23 protein-coding genes are annotated in these 24,690 nt (G+C 31.5%); 10 read left to right on the forward strand and 13 right to left on the reverse strand.

Annotation, left to right across the window (positions count from 1 at the left end; translation table 11 throughout):
- Nucleotides 1-132 precede the first annotated feature (132 nt).
- Together metK and ACE193_RS22525 are read right to left on the reverse strand one after the other, a co-directional pair.
- Nucleotides 133-1,422, reverse strand: a complete 1,290-nt coding sequence (metK, locus tag ACE193_RS22520) for a methionine adenosyltransferase (RefSeq protein ID WP_375560436.1) — start codon at nucleotides 1,420-1,422, stop codon at nucleotides 133-135.
- 293 nt (nucleotides 1,423-1,715) lie between these two features.
- Nucleotides 1,716-2,771: a hypothetical protein gene (locus tag ACE193_RS22525; RefSeq protein WP_375560437.1), complete on the reverse strand. Its 1,056-nt coding sequence runs from the start codon at nucleotides 2,769-2,771 to the stop codon at nucleotides 1,716-1,718.
- Between the two features lie 219 nt (nucleotides 2,772-2,990).
- On the opposite strand from ACE193_RS22525, the gene ACE193_RS22530 reads away from it, so the two are divergent.
- Complete coding sequence (locus ACE193_RS22530) at nucleotides 2,991-3,242, forward strand: hypothetical protein (protein WP_375563377.1); 252 nt, start codon at nucleotides 2,991-2,993, stop codon at nucleotides 3,240-3,242.
- 1 nt (nucleotide 3,243) lies between these two features.
- On the opposite strand, the gene ACE193_RS22535 is transcribed toward ACE193_RS22530, so the two are convergent.
- Nucleotides 3,244-3,546 carry a DUF6804 family protein gene (locus ACE193_RS22535; RefSeq protein ID WP_375560438.1) on the reverse strand — a complete coding sequence of 101 codons (303 nt, stop codon included), beginning with the start codon at nucleotides 3,544-3,546 and terminating at the stop codon, nucleotides 3,244-3,246.
- Between the two features lie 54 nt (nucleotides 3,547-3,600).
- Between ACE193_RS22535 and ACE193_RS22540 the strand changes: the two genes are divergently transcribed.
- The 3 genes from ACE193_RS22540 (at nucleotide 3,601) to ACE193_RS22550 (ending at nucleotide 4,943) form a co-directional block, all read left to right on the forward strand.
- Entirely contained in the window at nucleotides 3,601-4,155 is a 555-nt protein-coding gene (locus ACE193_RS22540; protein ID WP_375560439.1) for a hypothetical protein, read from the forward strand.
- Between the two features lie 193 nt (nucleotides 4,156-4,348).
- Nucleotides 4,349-4,561: a hypothetical protein gene (locus ACE193_RS22545; protein WP_375560440.1), complete on the forward strand. Its 213-nt coding sequence runs from the start codon at nucleotides 4,349-4,351 to the stop codon at nucleotides 4,559-4,561.
- Complete coding sequence (locus tag ACE193_RS22550) at nucleotides 4,551-4,943, forward strand: type II toxin-antitoxin system VapC family toxin (protein ID WP_375560441.1); 393 nt, start codon at nucleotides 4,551-4,553, stop codon at nucleotides 4,941-4,943. The genes ACE193_RS22545 and ACE193_RS22550 overlap by 11 nt, the downstream gene beginning before the upstream one ends.
- A 65-nt stretch (nucleotides 4,944-5,008) precedes the next feature.
- Here the strand turns inward: ACE193_RS22550 and ACE193_RS22555 are convergent, their stop codons facing one another.
- From ACE193_RS22555 to ACE193_RS22565, 3 genes are all read right to left on the reverse strand, one after another.
- On the reverse strand, nucleotides 5,009-5,173 hold the full coding sequence (locus tag ACE193_RS22555; protein WP_375560442.1) for a hypothetical protein: 165 nt from the start codon (nucleotides 5,171-5,173) through the stop codon (nucleotides 5,009-5,011).
- A 17-nt stretch (nucleotides 5,174-5,190) separates the two neighbouring features.
- Nucleotides 5,191-5,634 carry a DUF6934 family protein gene (locus tag ACE193_RS22560; protein WP_375560443.1) on the reverse strand — a complete coding sequence of 148 codons (444 nt, stop codon included), beginning with the start codon at nucleotides 5,632-5,634 and terminating at the stop codon, nucleotides 5,191-5,193.
- Nucleotides 5,635-5,773: 139 nt separating this feature from the next.
- The gene (locus ACE193_RS22565) at nucleotides 5,774-9,076 is read right to left on the reverse strand and encodes a S41 family peptidase (protein WP_375560444.1); all 3,303 of its coding nucleotides are present in this window, start codon (nucleotides 9,074-9,076) and stop codon (nucleotides 5,774-5,776) included.
- Between the two features lie 382 nt (nucleotides 9,077-9,458).
- Here ACE193_RS22565 and ACE193_RS22570 point away from each other — a divergent pair, with 382 nt between their 5' ends.
- Nucleotides 9,459-10,421, forward strand: a complete 963-nt coding sequence (locus tag ACE193_RS22570; RefSeq protein WP_375560445.1) for a hypothetical protein — start codon at nucleotides 9,459-9,461, stop codon at nucleotides 10,419-10,421.
- A gap of 175 nt (nucleotides 10,422-10,596) precedes the next feature.
- Here the strand turns inward: ACE193_RS22570 and ACE193_RS22575 are convergent, their stop codons facing one another.
- Nucleotides 10,597-12,324, reverse strand: coding sequence for an alpha/beta fold hydrolase (locus ACE193_RS22575; RefSeq protein WP_375560446.1), 1,728 nt, complete (start codon nucleotides 12,322-12,324; stop codon nucleotides 10,597-10,599).
- A gap of 486 nt (nucleotides 12,325-12,810) precedes the next feature.
- On the opposite strand from ACE193_RS22575, the gene ACE193_RS22580 reads away from it, so the two are divergent.
- Nucleotides 12,811-16,746, forward strand: coding sequence for a SpoIIE family protein phosphatase (locus ACE193_RS22580; RefSeq protein ID WP_375560447.1), 3,936 nt, complete (start codon nucleotides 12,811-12,813; stop codon nucleotides 16,744-16,746).
- 58 nt (nucleotides 16,747-16,804) lie between these two features.
- On the opposite strand, the gene ACE193_RS22585 is transcribed toward ACE193_RS22580, so the two are convergent.
- Both ACE193_RS22585 and ACE193_RS22590 read right to left on the reverse strand, forming a co-directional pair.
- The gene (locus ACE193_RS22585; RefSeq protein WP_375560448.1) at nucleotides 16,805-17,449 is read right to left on the reverse strand and encodes a hypothetical protein; all 645 of its coding nucleotides are present in this window, start codon (nucleotides 17,447-17,449) and stop codon (nucleotides 16,805-16,807) included.
- A gap of 99 nt (nucleotides 17,450-17,548) precedes the next feature.
- A complete protein-coding gene (locus ACE193_RS22590; RefSeq protein ID WP_375563378.1) occupies nucleotides 17,549-18,322 on the reverse strand; it encodes an AMP nucleosidase in 774 nt (257 codons plus the stop codon).
- A gap of 186 nt (nucleotides 18,323-18,508) precedes the next feature.
- Between ACE193_RS22590 and ACE193_RS22595 the strand changes: the two genes are divergently transcribed.
- Nucleotides 18,509-19,015, forward strand: a complete 507-nt coding sequence (locus ACE193_RS22595; RefSeq protein WP_375560449.1) for a type I restriction enzyme HsdR N-terminal domain-containing protein — start codon at nucleotides 18,509-18,511, stop codon at nucleotides 19,013-19,015.
- Between the two features lie 17 nt (nucleotides 19,016-19,032).
- On the opposite strand, the gene ACE193_RS22600 is transcribed toward ACE193_RS22595, so the two are convergent.
- A complete protein-coding gene (locus ACE193_RS22600) occupies nucleotides 19,033-19,623 on the reverse strand; it encodes a hypothetical protein (protein ID WP_375560450.1) in 591 nt (196 codons plus the stop codon).
- 342 nt (nucleotides 19,624-19,965) lie between these two features.
- Here ACE193_RS22600 and ACE193_RS22605 point away from each other — a divergent pair, with 342 nt between their 5' ends.
- Together ACE193_RS22605 and ACE193_RS22610 are read left to right on the forward strand one after the other, a co-directional pair.
- Nucleotides 19,966-20,688 carry a hypothetical protein gene (locus ACE193_RS22605; protein ID WP_375560451.1) on the forward strand — a complete coding sequence of 241 codons (723 nt, stop codon included), beginning with the start codon at nucleotides 19,966-19,968 and terminating at the stop codon, nucleotides 20,686-20,688.
- A gap of 425 nt (nucleotides 20,689-21,113) precedes the next feature.
- Nucleotides 21,114-22,130, forward strand: a complete 1,017-nt coding sequence (locus ACE193_RS22610; protein ID WP_375560452.1) for a hypothetical protein — start codon at nucleotides 21,114-21,116, stop codon at nucleotides 22,128-22,130.
- A gap of 25 nt (nucleotides 22,131-22,155) precedes the next feature.
- On the opposite strand, the gene ACE193_RS22615 is transcribed toward ACE193_RS22610, so the two are convergent.
- Nucleotides 22,156-22,614 (reverse strand): hypothetical protein, encoded by a 459-nt coding sequence (locus ACE193_RS22615; protein ID WP_375560453.1) that lies wholly within the window; start codon nucleotides 22,612-22,614, stop codon nucleotides 22,156-22,158.
- A gap of 27 nt (nucleotides 22,615-22,641) precedes the next feature.
- A complete protein-coding gene (locus ACE193_RS22620; RefSeq protein WP_375560454.1) occupies nucleotides 22,642-23,286 on the reverse strand; it encodes a HupE/UreJ family protein in 645 nt (214 codons plus the stop codon).
- A 54-nt stretch (nucleotides 23,287-23,340) separates the two neighbouring features.
- Between ACE193_RS22620 and ACE193_RS22625 the strand changes: the two genes are divergently transcribed.
- Nucleotides 23,341-23,820 (forward strand): GNAT family N-acetyltransferase, encoded by a 480-nt coding sequence (locus ACE193_RS22625; protein ID WP_375560455.1) that lies wholly within the window; start codon nucleotides 23,341-23,343, stop codon nucleotides 23,818-23,820.
- Here ACE193_RS22625 and ACE193_RS22630 read toward each other — a convergent pair whose 3' ends face one another.
- A complete protein-coding gene (locus tag ACE193_RS22630) occupies nucleotides 23,821-24,660 on the reverse strand; it encodes a tetratricopeptide repeat protein (RefSeq protein WP_375560456.1) in 840 nt (279 codons plus the stop codon).
- Nucleotides 24,661-24,690: the final 30 nt, after the last annotated feature.

Below are 24,690 nucleotides of genomic sequence, written 5' to 3' on the forward strand. Positions count from 1 at the left end.
TTGAGTAGCTCTAATGACTATTTTTTATTAACAACTTATGTTATTATAAATCATCACCAAAAAAACAAAACCCTTTTAAATTCTTTTTTGAGAATTTAAAAGGGTTTTAAAAATCTATAAGCTAGGTATTAATTATGCTTCAACAGCTTTCATTGCATTCTTAAAAGTAGCTTTAATTTTATCTACATAATCTAATTTTTCCCAAGTAAAGAATTCTACTTCACGCTCTTCTACTGTGTGAGTTTGAGTAGTAACATTACCTTTTTGTTCGGCTTTGATAGTAGAAAAACTTACTTTTTCTTTGTAAGAATCACGTCCCATGTGTCCGTAAGCAGCCGTAGGAGAGAAAATTGGATTTGTAAGTCCCAAACGACTGATGATAGCAGAAGGACGCATATCAAAAAGTTCGTTTAATTTTTCTGCAATTTGTCCGTCTGTTAAATCTACTTTAGAAGTTCCATAGGTTTCCACAGAAAGAGAAACTGGTTTTGCTACACCGATTGCATAAGCAACTTGTACAAGAGCTTCAGTGGCAATACCAGCAGCTACTAAGTTTTTAGCAATATGACGAGTTGCATACGCTGCACTTCTATCTACTTTAGAAGAATCTTTTCCAGAGAAAGCTCCACCACCGTGTGCGCCTTTTCCACCGTATGTATCAACAATAATCTTACGACCAGTAAGACCAGCATCACCGTGAGGACCTCCAATAACAAATTTACCAGTAGGATTGATATGAAAAACAGTGTCTTTTGTGATTAATTTTTCAGAGATAACACGAGGAATAACGATATTTTTTACATCTTCATTGATTTTGGCAAGCATAGCAGCTTCCGAATCAAAATCATCGTGTTGAGTAGAAACTACAACTGTATGAACATGAATAGGCTCATTGTCATCATTATATTGAATAGTAACTTGTGCCTTTGCATCAGGACGTAAGTAAGGCATCAAATGCGATTCTTCTTTACGAATTTTAGCAAGTTCCTTCACAATTCGGTGAGAGAAAGCAAGAGCCATTGGCATATATTCAGGTGTTTCTTTAGTTGCATAACCAAACATCATTCCTTGGTCACCTGCACCTTGTTCTTCGTTTTCTCTATCTACACCTTGAGCAATATCAGGAGATTGACTGTGAAGAGTAACAATAACACCACAAGATTCGGCATCAAAACGATATTCATCGCTATTATAGCCAATATGCTTAACTGTTTTGCGAGCTACCTCAGCAATATCAACATACGCTTTTGTTGTAACTTCACCAGCTACTACTACTAATCCAGTTGTTACAAGCGTTTCACAGGCTACTCTTGACATTGGATCTTGAGAAAGCATTGCGTCTAATACAGCGTCAGAGATTTGGTCAGAGATTTTATCTGGGTGTCCTTCAGATACAGATTCAGAAGTGAACAAATAAGCCATTCGTATAAATTTAGAAAAATGAAGTAAAAATTTTTTCTTGCAAATCAATACTATATAGTTGTCAAAATATCTCTTTATTTACTTGATTCATAATCAAACCACTATTGAGACATTTTATATTTAGTATTGATTTTAAGCAAGCAAAAATACAAACCTAAACTCAAATTACAAAAATATAGACCTCTCAAATTTTTATTTTTTTGATTATTACACTTATGGATTGAATCTAAGATACAAAAACCACGAGTTGGAAGCTGAATATATAGTCTTAACTCGGCTAGAACTGGTATAATCTAAAATCTAAATATCATGTTCCCTGCATGTTCTTTGCAGTTCTTTTTTAAATATTTTTTCATAAGGTCTTTATTTTCTTTTACTTTCCATAATTCATGATTTTGTGCAGTTTTCATACATTCTCCACCAAAAAAATCTGTTGGGCTTAAATTATTCATACAATCACAAAAATAATCTGCCAATTCTTCAATGGTATTTATATTCAGTTTACGACCTTTCTCATCAGCAAGTTTTTTTTCAAGAAAATAAGGATTAATATAATTCATCAAAAAAGATAAAGATAATAATTGGTCATTGGTACGATTGAAAAAATACCAATTTTCACCTTTGTTTAGTGAAATGGCTAGAAGAAGTGTTTTTTGTTCTAAAACTTCTTCATCTTTTGAAACAGAGATATTTACTTCTAATTGTGTGGATAAAACTGAATCTTGTCGTAATAAAGAATCTAATTCGATAACTTCTATTTTCTGAACCTTTATATTCATCTCTTGCAGAGCTGCAAACTGCATTTTTGCCATCTCATCAATTTTTTCCTTACCATAAACAGACAAATATTCAGTAGTATAAAAAGGAGTAATAAGTTTACCGTCATTACCATAAGAAGCCCACAAAAATTTCTCAGCTTGTTTTTCTAAGTTATTTAAAATAGTAGTATCTGAAACTAATTCATAAACATCATCTTCATGAAATTTCTCAATTTCTTTTTCTAATTTAAAATTCATTTCATAAATAATAGGTCCTTTTTCTATCAGTTCAAGGGTTTTCTCAGACATTTTACAGCCTGATTGAGATAAAATTCTAAACTTTCCTTTTGTCCAAACATTAAAACTCAAACTATAATAGCCTGCACATTTTTCAAAATTTGGATTTGTAATTTTGAGGGTATTAAATACTTCAATAAACTGGTCTTCCTCAACTAAATTTCCTTTTTTATCTTCCTCTTCCAAGGCTGTAGCCAAATAATCAAAACAATCACATATAGGAGGGGAAACATCTTGTGAATAAGCAAAATTAGAAAAAAAGATAAAAAATAAAATAGGTAGTATTTTTTTCATTTGATTTAAAAAGATTAGAATTATAAAAAAATAAGACTCAAAGTTACAAAAAAACAGCCTTAGAATTACTCTTTGTAATGCTAAGGCTATTTTGATAGAAAGGAAATAAACTTGCTGATTTGTAAAACATAAAACTACTTACCTCATCACTTTAGAACGCCAGCCAGAGGCTTCCAAATAGCTGCTCACTCGTTTGGAAACGAGAGAGAGCCTAATAAAATAGCCGAGAAAGGGCAGGGCGATGTTTCTGATATTTATATAACAGCTACATTAGATGAGAATATAGGAATGGCTACTGACAAAGAATTTGCAGGAAATCAATATTACGCACCTAAAAAAGTGGGTAAGTATTTTCATTATACGATAGCTTTGCAGACCATCACTTTATCCGATTTCAAAGAAAAATATATCGATGAATTTGTTAGTGACATATTGGATTATCTACCTTATGAAAACGATGAGGAAGAATAAATTACTCCTTTTGTTTTTTATCTTTTTCCATAAAAATGCTTATCAATAAACCAATTCCGACTACTACATCGACAATATTCCAAAGTTCTCTATCCAAAGCAATTTTGATTAAAGGTTGAAATAGAATAGCCAAACCAATATAAAGAATCACTCCAAGATGATTTTTATCTTTGAAGCTCTCAAAAGTAAGAAAACCAAAACCTACCAACGCCAAAAAACGAACGAGTTGGTAATAGCTATAAGGTAATTTGAAAAGACAAGCAAAAAATAAAATTGCTAGAATGATTTTTATTAGTTTTTTCATTTTATTTATTTATCTTTTACGTATAATTAAGCAAACCTACTAAAATATTTCATTATGAAGAAATTAAACTATCTTATCTTTATTCTTTTTTTTACACTTTTCAGTTGTGAGCGTAATACTACATTAGACGACATTAAGAAGGAAAGAGAGAAAATAGATAACGAAATAGATAAGTTGGGAAAACAATATGGTGTAAATTATTTAATAGACACAGTAAACATCAAATATAGCGTAGAAGGAGAAAAGTTAATAGTTTCTAAAGCTCTTATGCTTCATAGTGGTGAAATACAGGATTTAGTAAAACAGAACGACTCAACATATATTATACGGTTCTACAACCTTTATAATTATATTATTGATATAAAAACAAACGAAAAGCAGTTGATACAAAGATTATTGCAGAATGAAGAAGGTTGTAGTGATCCATTATTGATATTTAAATTGGAAAAACTTCAAAAAGTAGCTGTTAGCTTTTATCCTCTTGTAACTTGGAGTGGAGATGACTCTGAACTTTCAGCAGATGAAAGAAGAGAATATGTAGAAATGGAATCCAACGAATCCAATTTGTTTTATGGAAAAGGTAAACTAATTCATCTTGAGTGTCTATAACAAGAAATTATAGAACAAAAAAAATATTAAATGTAATAGATATTATTAATCTGCTTTTTTAGTTTTCAGTCTAAACCAAAATTGTAATTCTAATCTTTTCAAGTCATTTTTGTGTTATGTAGTATAGCATAAAAACCAAAAACGCATATTTCACGTTTAGTAAATAAAATCTTTCATCTAAAATGATACTATTATGATAGCAATAGAAAACCAAATCCGTAATTTAATTTATGAACTCTCTTATTACCAAAAAGCAGATTTATTGCGTTTTTTGGAAAATATGCTTTATGTTCCTGCAAAAACAAATGATTTACTTCAATTTGCAGGTGCGATTCACTTAGAAGATGCCGAACAAATGGAAAGAGTTATTAATGAAGGAAATAAAATAGACGAAAATGAGTGGTAAATTTTTGTTAGATACAAATATCTTAATAGCCCTTTTTAAACACGAAAAAGCTATAATTGAAAAGTTAAGCGAACAAAATAATATTTGTTACACTTCTTTTATTACGATTGGAGAACTATATTATGGAGCATTTAATTCTTTCAAAATTGAAGAGAATTTACTGCAATTATCAAAATTACGACAAGTAATTCCTATTCTGAAGTCTTCTGATACAACAAGTATGCTGTACGGAAAAATTAAGACTGGATTAAAGAAAAAAGGAAAACCAATTCCAGAAAATGATATTTGGATAGCTGCTCTAGCAAAAGAACACGATTTAATTTTGGTAACTAGAGATAAGCATTTTGAAGAAATAGAAGACCTTAAAGTTGAGAAATGGTAAAACCAAAATTCCCTCAAAAGCAAAAAGCCTTTAAGGGAATTTTCAGTATAACAAGCAAAAGAAACTTACTTTGTTGTTTTTTTAATATCTGGAAGTCCATATTTAGCAATTATTTCGTTTGCTCTTTCTAATTTTTCAGGAAATAGCGTTTTACCTTTAAATCGTTCTATTTTTTTGTCAATAACAATTATAGGAATTTTTGAATTGTTTAATTCTTCTATTTTTTTCATAGTGTTCATAGTATTTATTATTTTTTAGTAATTAAAAATGCTTCATAATCTTCGCCAACTTCAAACTCTCTCCAATCTCCCTCCCCAGTCAAACCAAAAACAAAAAAATCTGCTGTTATTTCTGCTAGATTATTTGTAATACCCATTCTATAAAGTCTAGTTCTGACATTTGTACTTCCTGTTGCTAAAACATAAGCGTTTGGGTGTTTTTCAATGAATGCGTAAACTGTTGAAGCTACTGTTGCTAAAACTTTCAAACTATCTCCATTGTTTGTAACTGAAAGGTCATTTATAGAATTTGTCGTTTCGTCATAATCACCAAACCCTAAATTATAAACGTTTGGAGTAGTAGTTTCTGTATATTCAATCCTTTTCTTAATCCTACCTTTTTTTCCTTCGCTTACAAATTCGTAAATTGCAAACTCAACATCTGCCTTATACAAATATTTCGGTTTATTCATTCGTTTAGTTTTATTTAATTACACAAATATAAGAGATTAAAACAAAAATTCCCTCAAAAGCAAAAAGCCTTTAAGGGAATTTTTCATTATAAAAACTATGTATTACTCGTAATTTTTAATTCGTAATTCGTAATTGATTTTACTTCGTTACTTCTAACATTTCTTTCACAGCTCCTTCAAGCTGCTCATCTTTTCCTTCGCTTTGTGGCGTAGGATTATTTTTGATTTCAATATCTGGAATAAGCTCTGTATTTTCCATGTATTTTCCGTCAGTACGAATAATTCCTACTTGTGGAATACCAAAAACAATAGTTGGATCAATCAAACGCTCCCACCAAACAGCCGTTCCTGTTCCTGCAACTGGCATACCGATAAGTTTTCCAATTTTGAGGTGTTGATAGACGTAAGGGAAAATATTAGCATCCGAATAATTGCCTTCATTCATCAAAACAGTAGAAGGTTTGTTCCATTTAAACATCGGTTCTGTACCTATTTTTTCTCCTCGTGGTACGATTTCAAAATACTGTTTTCCACTAAGGAAAGTAGCCAAATCATCGTGCAACCAACCACCACCATTAAAACGAGTATCTACAATCAAGGCTTTTTTGTTGCCATGTCTTCCCAAAGCCTCCGAAAATAACTCTCTAAAGCTATCGCTATTCATTCCTCTTACGTGAACATAACCGACTTTTCCATCAGATAATTTTTCAGTTTCTTCTCTACGAGTGTTTACCCAACGCTCATACAAAAGCTGACGTTCTTCCCACGTATTGATAGGCAAAACAATGACTTCTTTTGTAGCATTCGTTTTAGCATCCAAAATAGTAAGAAGTGTTCTTTCGTCTGCCTTACGGTTCAATAGAGAATGATAATTCATTGTTGGAGTGATTTCTACACCATCAATTTTTTGAATAATATCTCCTGCTGCAATCGCTTTATTTGCTTTTTGTAATGGACTTTTATTCAAAACTTCAGCTATTTTTAATCCATTTCCTTTGTAAGAAGTATCATAAAAAGCTCCTAAGACAGCAGTACGGTCGCCATTAGGGTCAGAATGACGATAACGAGTTCCTGTGTGTGAAGCATTGAGTTCTCCCAAAAGTTCGCTTCCCATTTCTGCAAAATCATAATTGTTGTTGATATGAGGCAAGAAACGAGCGTATTCTTTTTTGTAAAAATCCCAATCTACACCGTGAATATCTGTAACATAGAATTTTTCACGCACTTGTCGCCACATGTGTTCGAACATATATGCACGTTCTGCTGCTGCATTGAGTTGCATTTTTGCATCAATAGAAACTGGTTTTGGAGTGTTTGTAGCCAAATCAATTACTTTTATGCTTCCATTTGCCAACAAATAAAGGTTTTTACCTTCTTTATCCATTACCAAACTTCCACCTCTTACACCTAGTTTTAAGACAAGTTTTGTTTCTTTTTCTCTCAGATCTTCTACCCAAAGGTCAGCCCCTTTTTCGAAAGAAGTCAAGTAATACAGTTTGTCTCCTTTTGGACTTAAAGCAGCATCACTCATTTGTGAAGCGTGGCTAGTTAGACGTTCTTTTCGGTCTTCAAAGCCTGTCCATTCGAATTTTAAAGGCTCAACTTTTTCATCCTTTTTATCTTCGTCTTTCTTATCATCTTCTTTCTTCTCTTCATCTTTTTTGTCTTTTCCATTTAATTCTTCCCAAAGTGTATATTCTTCTTTTGACATCGTGAATTTTTTCCATTCATCTTCTTCAAAAAACTGAATATAGGCATCATACTCAGAACCCCAACTTCCATGCGAACGCAAACCTTCTTTATCAGACATCCAATAAAAAGCCTTGCCTTTCATAGCAAAACGAGGAGCAGCATCATTGTAACCACTTTGAGTAAGGTTTTTGATTTCTTCTTTTCCTGTTGCAGCAATTAAACCTACTTGAGGAATCCATGCTTTATTTGGTTCATAAGTAATCAAAAACCACTTTGAATCTGGAGACCAAGCATAATATTGGTCGCCATCTGCATACGAATACGAAAGTTTGTCAGTAACGGTACGCACTTCTTTTGAAGCTAAATTAATTACTTTGAGAGCCTTACGGTCTTCTATATAAGCAACTTCTTTTCCATCTGGAGAGAATAAAGGCTGAAAAGATTCATTTTTATTATTAGTAAGCTGAGTTTCATTCAAAACTGTACCTGCATAAAAATATTTTTCTTCTTCTCTTCCTAATTTGGTTTGATAAACATTCCAGCTTCCATTTCTTTCTGCCGAATAAATCAACGATTTTCCATCAGGAGAAAAATCTACATTGCGTTCTTGTTCTGCTGTATTTGTGATTTGTTTGGTATAACCGTTTTCTACTGCTGTTACGAAAACTTCGCCACGCACAATAAAAGCGATTTCTTTTCCATTGCTAGAAACTGCCATATCCGTAATTCCACCTTTCAAGTTTTTATATTCGATAGCATTGTAACGATTGTCTTGAGCGATTTGAATAGCAATTTTTTTAGGTTCTGAACCATCTTTCATGGTATAAATTTCGCCATTATAGCCAAAACACAACGTTTTGTCATCAGAAGCAGACAAGAAACGAACAGGATGATTTTTTAATGTCGTAACCTGTGTTTGTACACTTGGATTAGCAGCAGACATTTTAAAGATATTCATAGAAACTTTATCATTATCAACGCCTCCTTTTTCACTCAAAAAATAAACATCGTCTCCTACCCAAACAGGATTACGGTCTTCTTCTAAGTTTTTTGTGAGTTGAGTATGTGTTTTTGTAGCCATATCATAGACCCAAACATCTCTTGCAACACTTGAAACATGGTGTTTTCTCCATTCATTTTCATAGCCTTTACGGTCTTCATAAATGAGTTTGTTACCTGCTGCATTCAGATTTCCTTTTTGAGTAACTTCATTGATAACCATTTCTGGACGTGTTTTTCCATCAATAGCTACTTTATAAAGCTGTTCGAAACCACCAAACGGAAAAGCGACATCACTTTTTGTAGGCATACGATAGGCATTGAAATAAACAAATTTCCCGTCTGGCGAAAAAGCAACTGGTGTATCATTAGAAGAGTGAATTGTAAGACGTTTCGGTTCTCCTCCGTCTGCACTCATCAAGAAAATATCCTTATTTCCAAAACGGTCAGAAGCAAAAGCCATCATTTTTCCGTCTGGCGACCAAACAGGATTTACATCATAGGCATCATGCAAAGTAAGCAAAGAAGCACGTCCTCCGTTTGCATCAACTTTGTAAATATCGCCTTTGTAGCAAAAAGCAATATTTTGTCCATTGGGAGAAATAGCTGAATAACGCATCCAAAGAGGATTGTCACTATCGTTTGTAGTTTGTGTGTCGGTCTGTGTGTCAGTTTGCGCCAAAGCTGGAAACATAAGCAACAAAGCAAAAGCTGCCAAAATCCATTTTGACGACTTGGTAAGTATGTTCATAAAAAATAAATTGTGTGTAAAAAATACTAGACCCTAAGAGTTTTGTAAACCCTTAGGGTCTGAAACCGTAAAAAACAGTAAGTAACAAATATAGCTTCAGACTTACAAAAATGTCTTCAAAGGTAAGAGGAATTAACTTTTTTTGTAGGTTAAACGCATCAAAATTTTGAAAGTACTTCTATTAACTCTAAACTAACTTTACTATTAAAAGTGTAATTATTTTTCAAAGTCAAAAACGTTGTTTACAGTGTTTAAATGAGGGTCTAAAAATTTGGTGCGTTTAACCTACTTTTTTTGTGTAACTTTACCGATTATCGAATTAATTTAAAACAAATTTTATCAAAAAGTGAAAATCTCATTCTTAGCAATTTTACTATTTTTAATGTCTATAAATTTTGCTTTCAGTCAAGATTATCCAGTTCGCAATGATTCTTCATTAATCAAAAAGCATCGTATTCGTTCTATTACTACAATTTTTAATAGTATTTCAGATGTAGAAAGATATGATTCTATGGAAGTAGGGAAAGTTGAATTTGATAAAAATGGAAATATTTTAAGAGAAAAATATTTTCGCTTATTCGATGTAATGCTCTATTCACAAGAATATACCTATAAATATGATAAAAAAGGTAGATTAATTGAGAAAACAGAATTTCAAAAAGATTATCCTCAAAGTGATAAAGATAAAAAAACATTGGATTTTCTAAATTCTATGCTAGATGATAGTAATGATACTAGTAAACTCGTTTATAAATATGATACAGAAAATAGATTAATTGAAATTTTAGAGTTTCTTAAAAAAGAGGATAAAGAACCTAGTTTATCTACCAAATTTGCATACGATGAAAAAGGAAATAAAGTAAAAGCAATTTTCAAACATCTTAATGCTCCTCAACAGACAAGTTTGAATAATCGTATTGAAAACTATAAATATGATGAGAATAATAATCTGATAGAAACAAAAATGAAATGGACAACTACTGAAACTGCTTCTACTACTACTTATGTCTATGATTCTTTAGGAAAAATGATTTCAGAATCTACTCTTCATTATAATGGACGTGAAAATAAACGTTTATTTTTTTATAAAAATGGAAAGTTAAAAAGACGAGAAACTCACAATTTGGGGAATGAAGATTATAATACAAAGAAAGAATACGAATATTCAGAAGATGGCTGCTTGATACAATGTAAAAGTACGTATGGCAAAAATGGAGAGAGACAGTCTGTTATAACTTTTAACTGTAATAAAAAAGGAATATTAAGTTCTGAATATTGGTACAAAGACAGTGGTACTGAACAAAAAGCCTTTTCTTTTGAAACGACTTATACCTATTTTGAGTAAATTGAATACTAAAACAAACTCAACGGCTTTTTTAATTTTCGGTATTGCCCTTGATTAAAAGTAGGGCAGACCGAAAATAGCTTTCATAGCGCATAGTTGGAACAATAGTCATGATTTTTTTCATCAGGAGTTTACTAGAGAAAATAACTTAACTCCTCACTACTATAAACCACATTTACCACGTTTTGTCTATATCCTTTAAGTGTTCTTGAGCAGGTTTGAAGCCTTTTCTAGCAGCTTTTTGCATAAGCGAAATTGCTGTATTTGGGTTTCTCTCCACACCATCGCCATACATATACATACAACCCAAATGATAAGCAAAATCTGGAACACTAGCATCTGCCTTATAGGCTTTGTTCATCAATTTAAATGCTTCACCCTTGTTTTTTTCTACTCCGAAACCTTGCACATACAAAAGAGCTAAATTACACATCGAAGCAGCATGATTGGCATTGATATTTTTCTTATACCACTTTGCAGCTTCTGCGTAGTTTTGTTTTACGCCAAGCCCATTTTGATAAAGTAATCCTAACGAAAAAACAGCCTCTACGTGATTTTTAGAGGCAGCCAAAGTAAGCCATTTTTTTGCTTCTGCATAACTTTGGGGCGTTCCTTTTCCTTCAGCAGACAACATTCCGACTAAATATTGTACATCAGTATTATCTTTTTGAGCTACTACTTGAGCCACTTTAAATAATTCTTTATAGTTTTTTGCTTCAAGATAAATACCAATCAAAGCCATTTGCGCCCCTTCGCTACCTTGTTTGGCAGCTTTTTCAAACCAATATGTAGCTTTCTCATTGTTTTTTTCTATTCCCTTTCCCTCTTGATACAAGTAAGCCAAATCAAATTGCGCTCCTTCATGTCCTTTTTGAGCAGCTTTTTCTAAATAAGGAATTGCTTCTTTGTAGTTTTCATCATCATAAAAACTGTGTGCTTTTGTGTAGAGTTGTAGTCCTTCTAACAAATTATCATCAACAATTACATCCTCTTTTTTGGGTGTTTCAGTTTTATTTTCATTGCCTTTCTCTCCTTTTCTAATTTCTTCTATAAACAATTTCATAGAAGGTTGAAGGCTTGTAAAATGGTTGCCTTTTAATCCTTTTATTTCAAGCAAAATTTCTTTTCCTTCATAAATTTGGGCGATAGTTGCTTTCCAATACTCTAGATTGTCTTCTTCTCCAAAATAAACTGTATGCTTTTTGGGTAAATAATGAAGCGTTCCATAAGGCAATCGAAACAAAAGTTCTTTTTCATTTTTGCTATCAAAAGGCATTTTTATTCCTTGCTTTTCGAAGCTCTCAAAACTTTCAAAATCGTATAGTCCTGAACTACTTGCACTCATCTGTACAGGAACATTTCCCAAATGCGAAAGCAATAAAGACATGCCCCCCCCAATGCTATGTCCGAAAACGAAAATACTATCTGAATTTGTATATTCTTGTTCTGCAATCCAATTAACAGCAGCTTTGGCATCATCAACTTCTCCAAAAAACATTTCAAAATTTCCTTCATTGCCATTCTCTCCTCTATAACTTGGCGCAAAAACAACAAAACCAGCATCTATAAATGGCTGACAGTCTAAAACATCTTGATAGCCTAATGCAAAGCCTCCGTGCAGATAAACCAAGACAGGTTTCTTTTTTCCTTCTTCTATGTTACTTGTCTCTACCAACCCTTTTAGCTTTCTTCCATCTGATTCGTAATTTATCAACATTATATCTTTTCTTTCCTTATCAAATTCATCGTAGGATTGAGGAGCTTTTCCTTTTTTTATTAGGTTGGTTTTGAAGTCTTTCCTCTCTAATAAATAACTCAAATTTTTTATTTCTGAAAGTTGAGCAAAAGATGTTTTGGAAAGTATAAACAACAGAAAAACAAATGCTATTTTCTTTGAATACATTTTTGTAGAATTTTTTCTTGCGTAAATTGATATATTTAATTTTTTACAAAGATACATATTCTACAATTTTTATAATCGAAATAAGAAAAGAAGTAGTTTAAGATTTTTGTAAAAGTAAGGTGTCAGACAGTTTTTTTTAACATATAAATAATTTTTCTTAGGTACTTAATTTCTTCCAGCCGACAGTTCAGTGAAACTAATCCTTGAAATTACTTACAAAAATGGTGGAGTAGAGTATTCTTCAAAACAAATACAGAAAAAACGAAAAAAAAACTCCAAACACAATAAAACGCTAAAAAAGATTTTAAATTTTAGTTAATTTACCTTATTATTGTATAATGCTGCTTTAAAACTGAAAAATAGAACAATAAAAACTACTTCCCCTTTTAGTTATGTTCTTAATATTATTGATTTTTTATGAAAATAGATTTCCCCTTTATAAAATTTGCTAAACAAAATATATCAAAGCATTACTATTTTGTTTTTGTGCTTTTTCTATTTGTTACCTATTTTAGCTTACTACAAAACGGAGTAGCTCAATCTACTCAAAATCAGTCTAATTCTACGGTTTTTATACCTAAGTTGGGAGTGCCTTTGGTACGCAATTTTTCACAAGAAGAGTATGGAGCAACTTCTCAAAACTGGGCAATTACACAGACACCAAACGGATTTATTTATGTGGGAAATAATGGAGGTGTATTAGAATTTGATGGTGTAAACTGGCGCAGATATAGAACAAGTAACAAATCAACAGTCAAATCTTTAGCAGCTAATGAAAAAGGAGAAGTCTTTGTTGGGGCAAAAGGGGAATTAGGAGTACTGAAACCTGATTCGACAAATACATTACACTATGTGTCTTTAATGGATAAAATTCCTGAAGACAAACGTAATTTTACGGATGTATGGCAAACTTTCACACATAAAGAAAACATTTATTTCCGAACGACTGAATTTGTATTTATTTTTAAGAATCAAGAATTATTTAGAGTAATAGAGCCAAAAAATAAATTTCACACCTCTTTTTTAGTAGATGGTGTGTTTTATATTCGTGATACAGAAATAGGTTTAGTAAAGCTAAATGAAAGCTATGAGTTAGAATCAGTAGCATCTGAAAAAATAGGAGATGGTAATACGTATGGTATATTTTCAAATCTAGAAGGTAAGGGTAACCTAATGGTTCTTACTCGTCCTGAGGGTGTTTATAAAATAAAAGGTAAAGAGGTTAGTCAAGTTTCATTTACTTCTGTTACTACTCTGACAGAAACTAGAGCATATTGTTCAGTTCTTCTTCCGACTAATCAACTGGCTATCGGAACTCTTACAGATGGTCTTTTTATTACTGATTTGGAAGGAAATGTACAATTACATCTTAATAAAGAGAATATATTAGAAAATAATACTATCTATAATTTATTTTTAGATGCAAAAAATAACCTTTGGCTTGCTACTGATAATGGGATTTCGTGTATTTATTTATCTATTCCGTATTCTTCTATTGGTGAAAAACAAGGAGTATTAGGCAGAGGATTAAACTTAGAATATTCATCCATCTATAACAAACTTTATATAGGTACTACTTTTGGCATTTATCAGAATGATTATCTAATAAAAATAAATCTTGAAAATGGAATACAAAAACCTTTTTCAATGTTAGAAGGAACAGAAGGATATGCACTTCACGTACTTAACAAGAATAATGTATTATTTTATGGACACAATTTAGGTGTTTTTCAAGTACAAGATACAATAGCAAAAAAAGTATATTCCGAGAAAAGGTCAAAAGCAACTTGGGGTATTGTGCCTACATCAAAAACAGATAAATTAGATTCATTAAAGTTGCTTTTAGTTTATTCTAAGGGAATAGCATTAATATCAAAAGATGAAGATGGAAAAGACATCCCAAATGCTGTACATTGGAAACATAAAAGTTATCCTAACTTTGAAGAAGGAATTCGTGAACTATTAAAACATAAAAACTATTGGTGGGCAGAAAGCAATCGAAAAGGAGTATTTAGATTACAATTTTCTGAAAGTTATGATAGTCTTTTAGAAATAAAAACGTATGGTGTAGAAGAAGGTTTGCCTTCTCTTGACGACAATTCTTTGTATAAATTACAAGACCAAATAGTACTTACTAATAATGATAAAATATATAACTATGATACCAAAAAATCTCAATTTATTCTTAATCAAGAGCTAAGTTCATATTTTGAAGGTAATGTTATTAGAGCTTTACAAGAAGATGAAAAAGGAAATATTTGGTACAGAACAGAACAAGAAAAAGGTATTTTATGGAAAGAAAATAATACCTATAAAAAGCAAACTGATTTTATGGCTGCATTAAGAATATATAGCCAACCCAACGGAATGACTATACTTCCAAATAATGTATTAGCTGTAGGAGTTGATGAAGGATTTGTGATTATAGACACACAAAAAAAATTCTTAACAGAGCAAAAGCCTCTTGCATTTATACGTAAAGTAGAGTTTTTAGGAGAAACAGATTCACTTCTTTTTGGGGGAGTATTTTTTGATGCAGATAGTTTGATAATAGAACAACAACCCAAAAATCAAAAATTAAAATTAGAAGCTACTACTAATGCTTTGCGTTTTTCTTTTGCTAGTCCTTCATTGCCTTTTCCTGAAATGACAGAATATCGCTATAAATTAGAAGGTTTAGATGAAAAATGGTCAGCATGGACAAGCAAAACACAAAAAGAATATACTAACCTTTCAGATAAAAATTATAAATTTATAGTACAAACAAGAAATATTTGGGGAGTTGAAAGCGAAGAAACTACGTATGAGTTTGAAGTTTTATCTCCTTGGTATAAAACATGGTTGGCGTATGTTGCTTATATTATTTTAGCTATTTTATTGATTTGGATGATTGTAAAATTAAATACAAAAAGACTAGAAAGAGATAAAAGAAAACTAGAAAAGACAGTTCAAGAACGAACAGCCGAGGTGGTTCAGCAAAAAGAAGAGCTACAAATGCAAGCTGATAATCTTTCCGAAGCTAATATTGCTATCAATAATCAAAAAGAAGAGCTAGAATTACAAGCCGAAAATCTATCACTTGCTAATACAGCCATTAATGAACAAAAACAAGAAATTGAAAAATCGTATCAAAATGTACGTATTCTTAGCCAAATTGGACAAAAAATAACCAATATCCTTGATGTCAAAACGCTTATTCAAACCGTTTATGAAAATATAAATACATTGATGCCTGCTGACGGTTTTGGTATTGGAATTCTGAATAAAGACACAGGAAAAATAGAGTTTGAAGGATTTATAGAAAATAATGAAATTCTACCTGCTCATTCGGATAATCTAAAAGACGATACCAAATTATCTGTACGAAGTCTGAAAAACAATCAACGTTTGGTTATCAATGATTCACATTCACAGTACAAAGAGTATTTTAATGTCGTCTTGGAAGATGTTGAAGTGGGAAAATTACCTTATTCGTTAGTGTACTTGCCTCTAAATTCTGAAGGAGAAACGATTGGAGTACTTACAGTTCAGAGTATGGAAGAGCATAAATATTCTTCTTTAGAATTAGATATGTTAGATACTTTGGGAGCTTACACAGCTATTGCGTTAGATAATATTAAAGCCTATCAAATCATTTCGAATAAAAATACAAATATTACAGATTCGATTCGTTATGCCCAAACTATTCAACAAGCTGTTTTGCCGATTGAAGAAGAGATGAAGTCTTATTTTGAAGAACATTTTGTTATTTTCCGTCCTAAAGATATCGTAAGTGGAGATTTTTACTGGGCGACCGAAACAAAAGATAAGTATTTTGTTGCCGTTGTAGATTGTACAGGACATGGAGTCCCAGGGGCATTTATGTCTATGCTTGGACATGCTTTTCTGAATGAAGCTGTTTCTCAACAAAATCTAACTAATCCTGCTGATATTTTGGAGTGGCTCAATGAAGAAATTAAAATTTCATTACGTCAAGAACAAAAAGTAAATGCTGATGGAATGGATATTTCACTTTGTGTAATTGATAAAAATAAATCAGAAAACGAAGAAGTTAAAATTACGTATTGTGGAGCAAAAAGACCTCTATTTTATATATTGCCTGCTATTTCTGATTTGCAAGTCGTAAAAGGAAACAGACGTTCGATTGGAGGTTATTCAAGAAAGAAAAAGTACAGTAAGTTTGAAAGTAATGAATTATTACTCCCAAAAGGAACAATGTTATATATCTTTTCTGATGGATATACAGACCAATCCAATCCAGAAGGAATAAAATTAGGAACACCTCAACTTTTAGAAAAACTACCTATTTTGGCTTCTCTTCCTATCACAGAACAAGAGAAACAACTAACTGATTTGTTAGATAATCATCAAAAAGATACCCCACAACGTGATGATATTACCTTTATGGGAATTAAACTCTAATCAAACTATTCACTTTTTTAAATTTTGATATAAAATAAATCTACCTTTCAAAAAGTTGTTATGACCTCTTTTGTTTTTGTCCATTTATTGTCCAAAAATAATTTAGTTTCTTAAAAAAACTATCCCAGTTTCTGCCTTTGTCCTCTATAAAAAAAGTATGAATAGCATTGCTTTTCATATAAATTTCTAATTGATAACGTCCTTTTATTCCATAATAAAAAAGCAACAAACCAACTGCCCCCAGTCCCATTCCAATCCATAAATTTAGAGAACCTTTCAAACTTGCCACCATAGAAAAAGCACCTCCAATTCCTCCCAAAAGTAAAGGAAACATCAAACGTTTGTAATGGAGTTCTATTTTTGCAATTTGAGAAAGAATGAAGCGTTTTTGTTTCCTTTCTCTTTTATAAATAAGTGTTTTGTCTGTAAGAATCCACCGAGAAATTAAATCAGTCTGAATACTTGCCTGTTCGTGTTCTGAAAAAGCAATCCAAAAAGGACTAAAACTAGCTGTTTGTTCAAATTTCGGAATAGAAACCGTTTTTTGAGACTGAAAATCTGAATGAGGGGAAGGAAGAGAAACAGAGTAAATAGGTTTTGAAAAATAACTTTTTAATTTATCATTTCGAAGCAAAAAATCCTTCGAAATTTGATTTTCTAAAGGATTTTTTTTGTTAGATTTTAAAAATGAAAAAATAGACAAAATTAATTACAAGTTATTAATGGTTGATTATAAATGAAATACAGAAAAAATAGTGATTTATTGGCATTCCCTAATCTCCATTTCCCAATTCCTAAAAAATTATTCAAATCTCATGTGTTTCATTGATTCACCTGATTTTGCAATACGTTGTAAAGTTTCGATGCCAACTTGTAAATGACGTTCTGCAAACTGCGCCGAAACTGCCGAATCACTCTTTGAAGTCTTTACTCCTTCTGGAATCATTGGATTATCCGACACCATCAAAAGCGCACCACGAGGAATTTCATTGACAAAACCAACTGTAAAAATAGTAGCCGTTTCCATATCAATCGCCATTACACGCATATCTTCCAAGTATTTTTTGAAGCCTGTGTCGTGTTCCCAAACTCTACGGTTTGTCGTATAAACTGTTCCTGTATAATAATCTAATTGATGATTTCGGATGACAATAGAAGCTGATTTATGAATACGAAATGATGGCAAAGCAGGAACTTCACTTGGTAAATAATCATTACTTGTTCCTTCGCCACGAATAGCAGCAATAGGCAAAACAAAACTTCCCAGCTCATTTTTTTTCTTCAAACCTCCACATTTTCCTAAAAAGAGTAATGCTTTTATCTCAATAGCAGAAAGCAAATCCATAACAGTTGCAGCCATCGCACTTCCTATTCCAAAATTAATAATTGTAATATCGCCTGCCGTTGCTGATTGCATAGGTTTTCCTCTTCCCATTACCTCTACTCCAAAACGTTCTGCAAACATTTCGACATAACCAATGAAATTAGTTAGTAAGATAAATTCCCCAAAATCCTCTAAATTACGCCCTGTATAGCGTGGCAACCAATCTTTGACAATATTTTCTTTTTTAGACATGTCTTGTTGCGAGTGGTCTTCTTCATACGAAGTATTATAATTTTTTCCCAATGTAGTTGTGTGTTTAGTTAATAAATTTAGATTTTTGTAGCGAAAAGGAATACCTTTTCTTAATTTTACATTTTTTGTCGTAAAATTTTAATTCATTCAAAAATACATATTTATAATTATAAAATTCTATAAAACGTGGTTTCCAAATTCCTAAAACTCAATATTCCTTCTTTTGAAGCCAAAATCAAGCAAGTAGAAAACTCTACTGACAAACTTACCGATAAGATGAAAGATAAAGCTACTGAAAATTATCAAATTTTTGATATAATAAGAAAAAAATGGATTATTCTTACCCCTGAAGAGTGGGTTCGTCAGCATGTCATTCATTTTTTGCTATCTCAAAAGTATTCTAAAAACTTGATGCAAATAGAAAGCGAACATCATTTTCAAGAGCGTAAAAAACGAACTGATATTCTAGTTTTTGATAGAACAGGAAATCCTTTTTTGGTTGTCGAATGTAAAGCTGCTCATATTCCACTTTCTTCTGATGTTTTTTCACAGGTCGCAGTTTATAATTATTGTATTGATGCACCTTTTGTAATGATAACAAACGGAATGCAATTAGGTATTTTTGAGAGAAAGTTAAATCAAAATGAGAATAATAATTCCTATAAAATGATTAAAGATTTACCTGTTTTTTAATTATTTTTTTTGGCAGATTATCTCCAAAGCGAAAGTTTAGAGCAAGTTTGATTCATCTGTTGAAATTCTGTATTCAAGAATTTTTCCATTACCTTTTCTTGAAATTCCATTCCTATCAAAATAAGCATTCCACTTACATTTCTTTCTTTAAAACGAACAATAGAGCCTACTTTTTTTTGTTTTTCATTATAAACATCAGCTACCACAACATCAGCATTTGAGTTTGGTAAATTAATTACCCTAAAAGCCGACAAAATCAGTCCCTCTGAAAGATAGGTTTTACTAGCTTCTCCGTAGGCTTCATAAGTAAAGTTAGCTGCTTGTGCCGAAGATTCTATCCAAATAAGTTCGTGCAACCACAAATCAGAATCTTCAAATTCGTAGGTATAAAGGAGTGAGCCATCGCCATAATCTTCTTTTTCTATTTCTTCACCTGCACTTGCATTTTCATAGACAATCCCTAAAGGCTCAAGGTTTTCTATGGTGGTAAATAATTTTCTTTCCTCATCAGAAATAACATTTTGAGCAAAAGAAAAATTAAAAAATCCATTTATCAAAAATAAAAAGACAAATAATAAAGAAAATTTTGTTTTATTTTGAGCTAACATAATAAGGATTTTTTTTATGACGATAGAATTATTTATTTTAATTTTCTTAGCAAAGAAAGCAAATACTATTCTATTTCTATCTTATTTGATAAAAATTTAGTCTCAAATAGCATTTTAGGACTTTTAAACACAATTCATTTTTTTAGGTTAATCTACTAAGATGATTTTCTATGTATATTTACAAAAAATTATAACTCACTGGTATTTATTTGACACTCAACCAAAATCATTTTTAGAACTGATAAGTCAACAAATTTTCTAAATCTTAATTACATTTGAGTATAAATGTGAGAAAAAGCATTTCAGTTATTTTATCGCAATTTCAAAATTATTTATTTATATATGAAATTATTTATTTTTTTTCTAACAGCATTTTTTATTAGTTTTTCTTCTTTTTCACAAAATAATTCTGATGATTTTGATTATGAAACGCAGTTTGTGTACGGCATTAATCTGAATACACAATCTGGATTAATTGGTGGTTTTGCTTTTCGTTATTCAAAGGCAATAAATGAAACGATGTATCATAGTTTTTCATTAGAGCTTGTTGATGTAAGGCATCCAAAAGAACAGCGCAGAGCAAGCCGTCTGACAGGTGAGTTTTTTACACCTGGAAAACGCAATTTTTTGTATGTTTTGCGTCCTCAATATGGTAGAGAATGGGTTTTGTTTAGAAAGGCAGAAGAGCGTGGCATTCAAGTTAATGCGATTGGTGCAGTAGGACCAACTATCGGAATTGTAGCTCCTTATATTATTGATTATCAGTTTACTAACGAAATAGTCAGAACTGAACAATACGACCCAAATGTACATACTTCTTTTGAAGCTGTGTTAGGAACAGGCTCATTTGCCAAACGTATGACAGCAGCCAAAATACAGCTAGGAGCAAGTCTAAAAACTTCTCTAGCATTAGAGTTTAGTGCTTTTAAAGGCTCTCAAGTGGGTTTTGAGGCTGGAATGATGATCGATGCTTATTCAAAAAAAGTGGAAATTATGGGATTGGCAGAAAATAAACAACTATTTCCATCAGCATTTTTTACGCTTTTCTACGGAATTAGTAAATAAGGAATGATTACGACCTGCTAAAGCAGCGAAGCTAATTAAAAATTACGAATGTAATGCATTGAATACCAATGACTTATTGTTTCTAAATGAGTGCTTTATATCCCTGTCAGACACTTCAGAGTGTCAGACAGCTATGTTGGGCTAAATTGTCTGACACCTTGAAGGTGTGCTGACAAGATAGTTCGCAAATCAGCTAATAAAGAAACATAAGTAACTGGGCAAAATTATTTATAGGTTAACAAAATCTGTCTGACACCTCAAAGGTCTCTTGACAGTTTAAATTTCCATTTTATAATTCTTTTTTAGATATGTTTTATTTTGCTCAGTCACTTAGACTGATAAATACATAAATTATAATACCGAGTTCATGTTAAAATAGTAGCGTATAGTCCTTTTTCATACCTATTATTTCAAACTTTTCATTTATGACCTTAATCAAAAAGAAGAAAACAATTTATCCTATCAATGAACCATTACGCAAGTTTTTGATAGAGTATAAAAAAGAAATTGATATTCCAGTTTCGTATTCTGACCTTACTCGCTTTACAAGTTCGATAAATTTGTATGATAAAAAGGGTGAAGATACATTGTGGCTAACTGTTTTTTATGCCTCAGAAGACATGAAAGAAATTTATGATGGTTTGAAGAAAATCTATGCCATGCTAAAAGCAGATGGCGACCTTTCGGTAATGCAACATTTGTATATCGATAGAGTAGATTTGTGTTCGTATGGAAATACAAAACCGTTTCGTGTCCGAGTTGTAAATCAAATCAATGATAATTTTGATTATTATTATATAAAACAAGCAGATGCTTCTAGGGTCTATGGATTAGAATTAGAAGATATGATTTCGCCTAATAGAATAAATTATCTAGTTCATAAACAGACACTTATAGAAGAACATATTGCAGGAATCCCTGGATACCAATTTATAAAGGAAAGATTGGAAGATTTAGAATTTAATAAAATTCGTCTAGCAAAAGAGTTTGTAAAGTTTAATGAACGTTGTTTTGTTCGTCTTTTGGGAGATATGCACTCCAATAATTTTGTGATTGATATTACCCCTGATTTTGAGGAAGTACATTATCGAATCCGTGCCATAGATTTTGACCAACAATCTTTTGAAGGACGAAGAATTGTCTATATGCCTCAATATTTCAAAGAAAATAATCCGATTATTCAGTTGGGAATTGATATGATGACACCAGCCACCGTTCAGCAATATCAAAAAGAAGAGCGTTCACTTATGGCACAACGCATAAAAGCATCAGTTCATTCAGTAAAAGATTTATTGAAAGCAATGCGAAAAGAACCTATTTCGCCAAAAGAAAATGTAGTTCAGCTTAGAGAGGAACTAGCTGACTTTTATAAAAATGATAAGTTTTTGAAAGCAAGAAATATGGGAGGAGTTTTACAAACTAGCTTGGAAATGCTTTTTTAGAACATTTTTATTTGTGGCTTTTAGTTTATCCATCTATATTTATTTCTTTAGCCTCCATATCTGACATAATTATTGTGAACTGATGATTTGGGTCATGTATTGTTTCAAAAACTATCTCCCAATTACTTTGAGTAGATTCATTGATAGGAAGGTGCAAATATATAGGTCGAAATTCTTTATAAAAATTTATTATTTTAAAATCTTCTTTCCAATTTTTCAATGTATCTTCAATAATTGGAGTAACTGCATAAGTTATTTCTTGATAAGAAAATTCTATTTTCTCAAAAAAAGAGTTTGCAAAATCCAGTTTATCAAACTCATTTCCTTCTATGCTTATTTCAATTTTCTTTTTTATAGGAGAGAAATGACGTTTAGAAATAAAAAGGAAATTGCCATTTTTTAATTTACGGATTTGAATTTCTCCAAAAAAAATATTTTCTATATATTTTTTAGTATTACCAAAAAGGGCTTTAACTATACTCATAAAAATTTATTGATACCATTATCATTTTTATCCAAACAAAGCCAATGTCTGCATCACAAAAAGATGCAAGGCAAAAACAAGAACAATAGCTGAAAGGACTATTTTCCAACGATTTTTTGTCAAGTTAAGGTATTTAATTACTAAAAACCCTATAAGAAGACCTATTACAACCACAAAAATTTGAGCGACTTCTAAACCAATATTAAAACCCAAAAGAGGCGAAAATAAAGAATTGGGAAGCATTTGACGTAAATAATTTGCAAAACCCAAACCGTGTATCAACCCAAAAAGTAATGCAATACTATAACGACGAACCATTGTCGGAGATGTGATTTGCTCATCTTTGTTTGGAAAATCTAAAGTAGTTGAATCTATATTTTTTGCCTTATCTTCTATTTTTGTAACAAAATTTAAGATACAAACAATAATAATTGTCAAGGGAATCAGCCATTCAATAACAGAGCTAGGAATAGGCGAAATACCCGAAACAGTCAGTAAAAGCGTAACGGAATGACCTACTGTAAACGCAGTAACGAGCAAAAAAACTTTTCTCCATTCAGAAAAAGTGTAAATTGCACTCAATGCCAAAATAAAAAGTAAATGGTCATAACCTTCTGGAAACTGAAGAATATGTTCAATCCCCATTCCCATAAAAGTAAAAAATTCATTCATAAATATAGTATAATCTCTATACAGACAGGGAAGTCTGTGATACATAAATAAAAAATGCAAAAAATTAGAATCTACACCGAAAAAGATAAAAATCAACTTATCAAATTAATTCAACTCAATACTCCGACTTACTTTGATAGTTCGGAAGAAGAAGAATTTGTAGAATATTTGGACAAACACAAGGAAGATTATTTTGTCATAAAGGACGAAGTTACAAATCAAATTGTTGGTTGTGGTGGAATTAACTATTTTTTTAATAATGATGCCATTGATAAAGCTACCAACAGCAGTCCAAATTTAGCTCGTATTTCGTGGGATATTATTCATCCAGATTTTCAAGGTCTTGGGATTGGTAAAAAACTTCTTTTATATAGAATAAATCATATTAAGAGTAAAGAAATCAATCTTATTATAGTCAGAACAAGTCAGTTGGCGTATAAATTTTATCAAAAAGTAGGGTTTGAGCTAGAAAAAGTAGAAAAAGACTTTTGGGCAAAAGGGTTTGATTTGTATCAAATGAAAATGAGTTTGTGATTAACGACAGACTTTGTTTATCAATAATTCAGCTTCTGGACAACCTCCTTTTATAGCTGATTTGAGATGCAAACAAATATCTCTATTTGCTCTATTTTGATTTATTTCTAAGGCAATTTGAGCCAAACGATAGTGTCCTTTTCCAAATTGCTCATCCAAACGAACACATTTTTCTAAATCAGTAACAGCATCTTTTAGTTCATGAAGCAGATAATGTGCCTCTGCACGATTGTAATACGCCATTTTTTCGGAAGCATTGAGCATAACAGCTTTATCCAAATCTTTTACAGATTCATTTCCTTTTTGTAATGTCAAAAAAAGTTGTCCTCGCTCTAAATACATATCTGCGACATGTTCATTGAGTTCGATGGCTTTATTGTAATCTTCGATGGCAGCTTCATATTCTTTGAGTATTTTTTTTGCTTTTGCTCTATTATAAAAATATCGATAATCTTTTTTGTGAAGTTTGATTGCTTTATCTAAATCTTCTTTTGCTTTTTCGAATCTATCTAACTCTAAATAAGCAGCACCACGCAAATTATAGGCTTCATGACTACTAGAGTTTTTTTTAATGGCAGTATTCAAAATAGGAATCGCTTCTTCAAACTTTCCTTCTAACATCAACTGACGAGCATTTTCTGTGTGTTTTTTGACAGAAGGCTTACAAGAAGATGCCATAAATAAAAATCCACTCAGAACAAGAAGAAAATAAATTCCTCTAGTAAAAGAATGAATCGGTTTTTTAGATTTTATTAATGTGTTATTGTGTTTGGCTGAAATATCACCTTCAGCAGAATCTGTACTGTCTGAGGTATTTTTTGATCGACTATTTGACTTCATTAGGGTAAAAAAATAATTAAGGTAACTTTA

It is taken from the genome of Bernardetia aquimarina (assembly GCF_042180575.1).
Taxonomy (GTDB): domain Bacteria; phylum Bacteroidota; class Bacteroidia; order Cytophagales; family Bernardetiaceae; genus Bernardetia.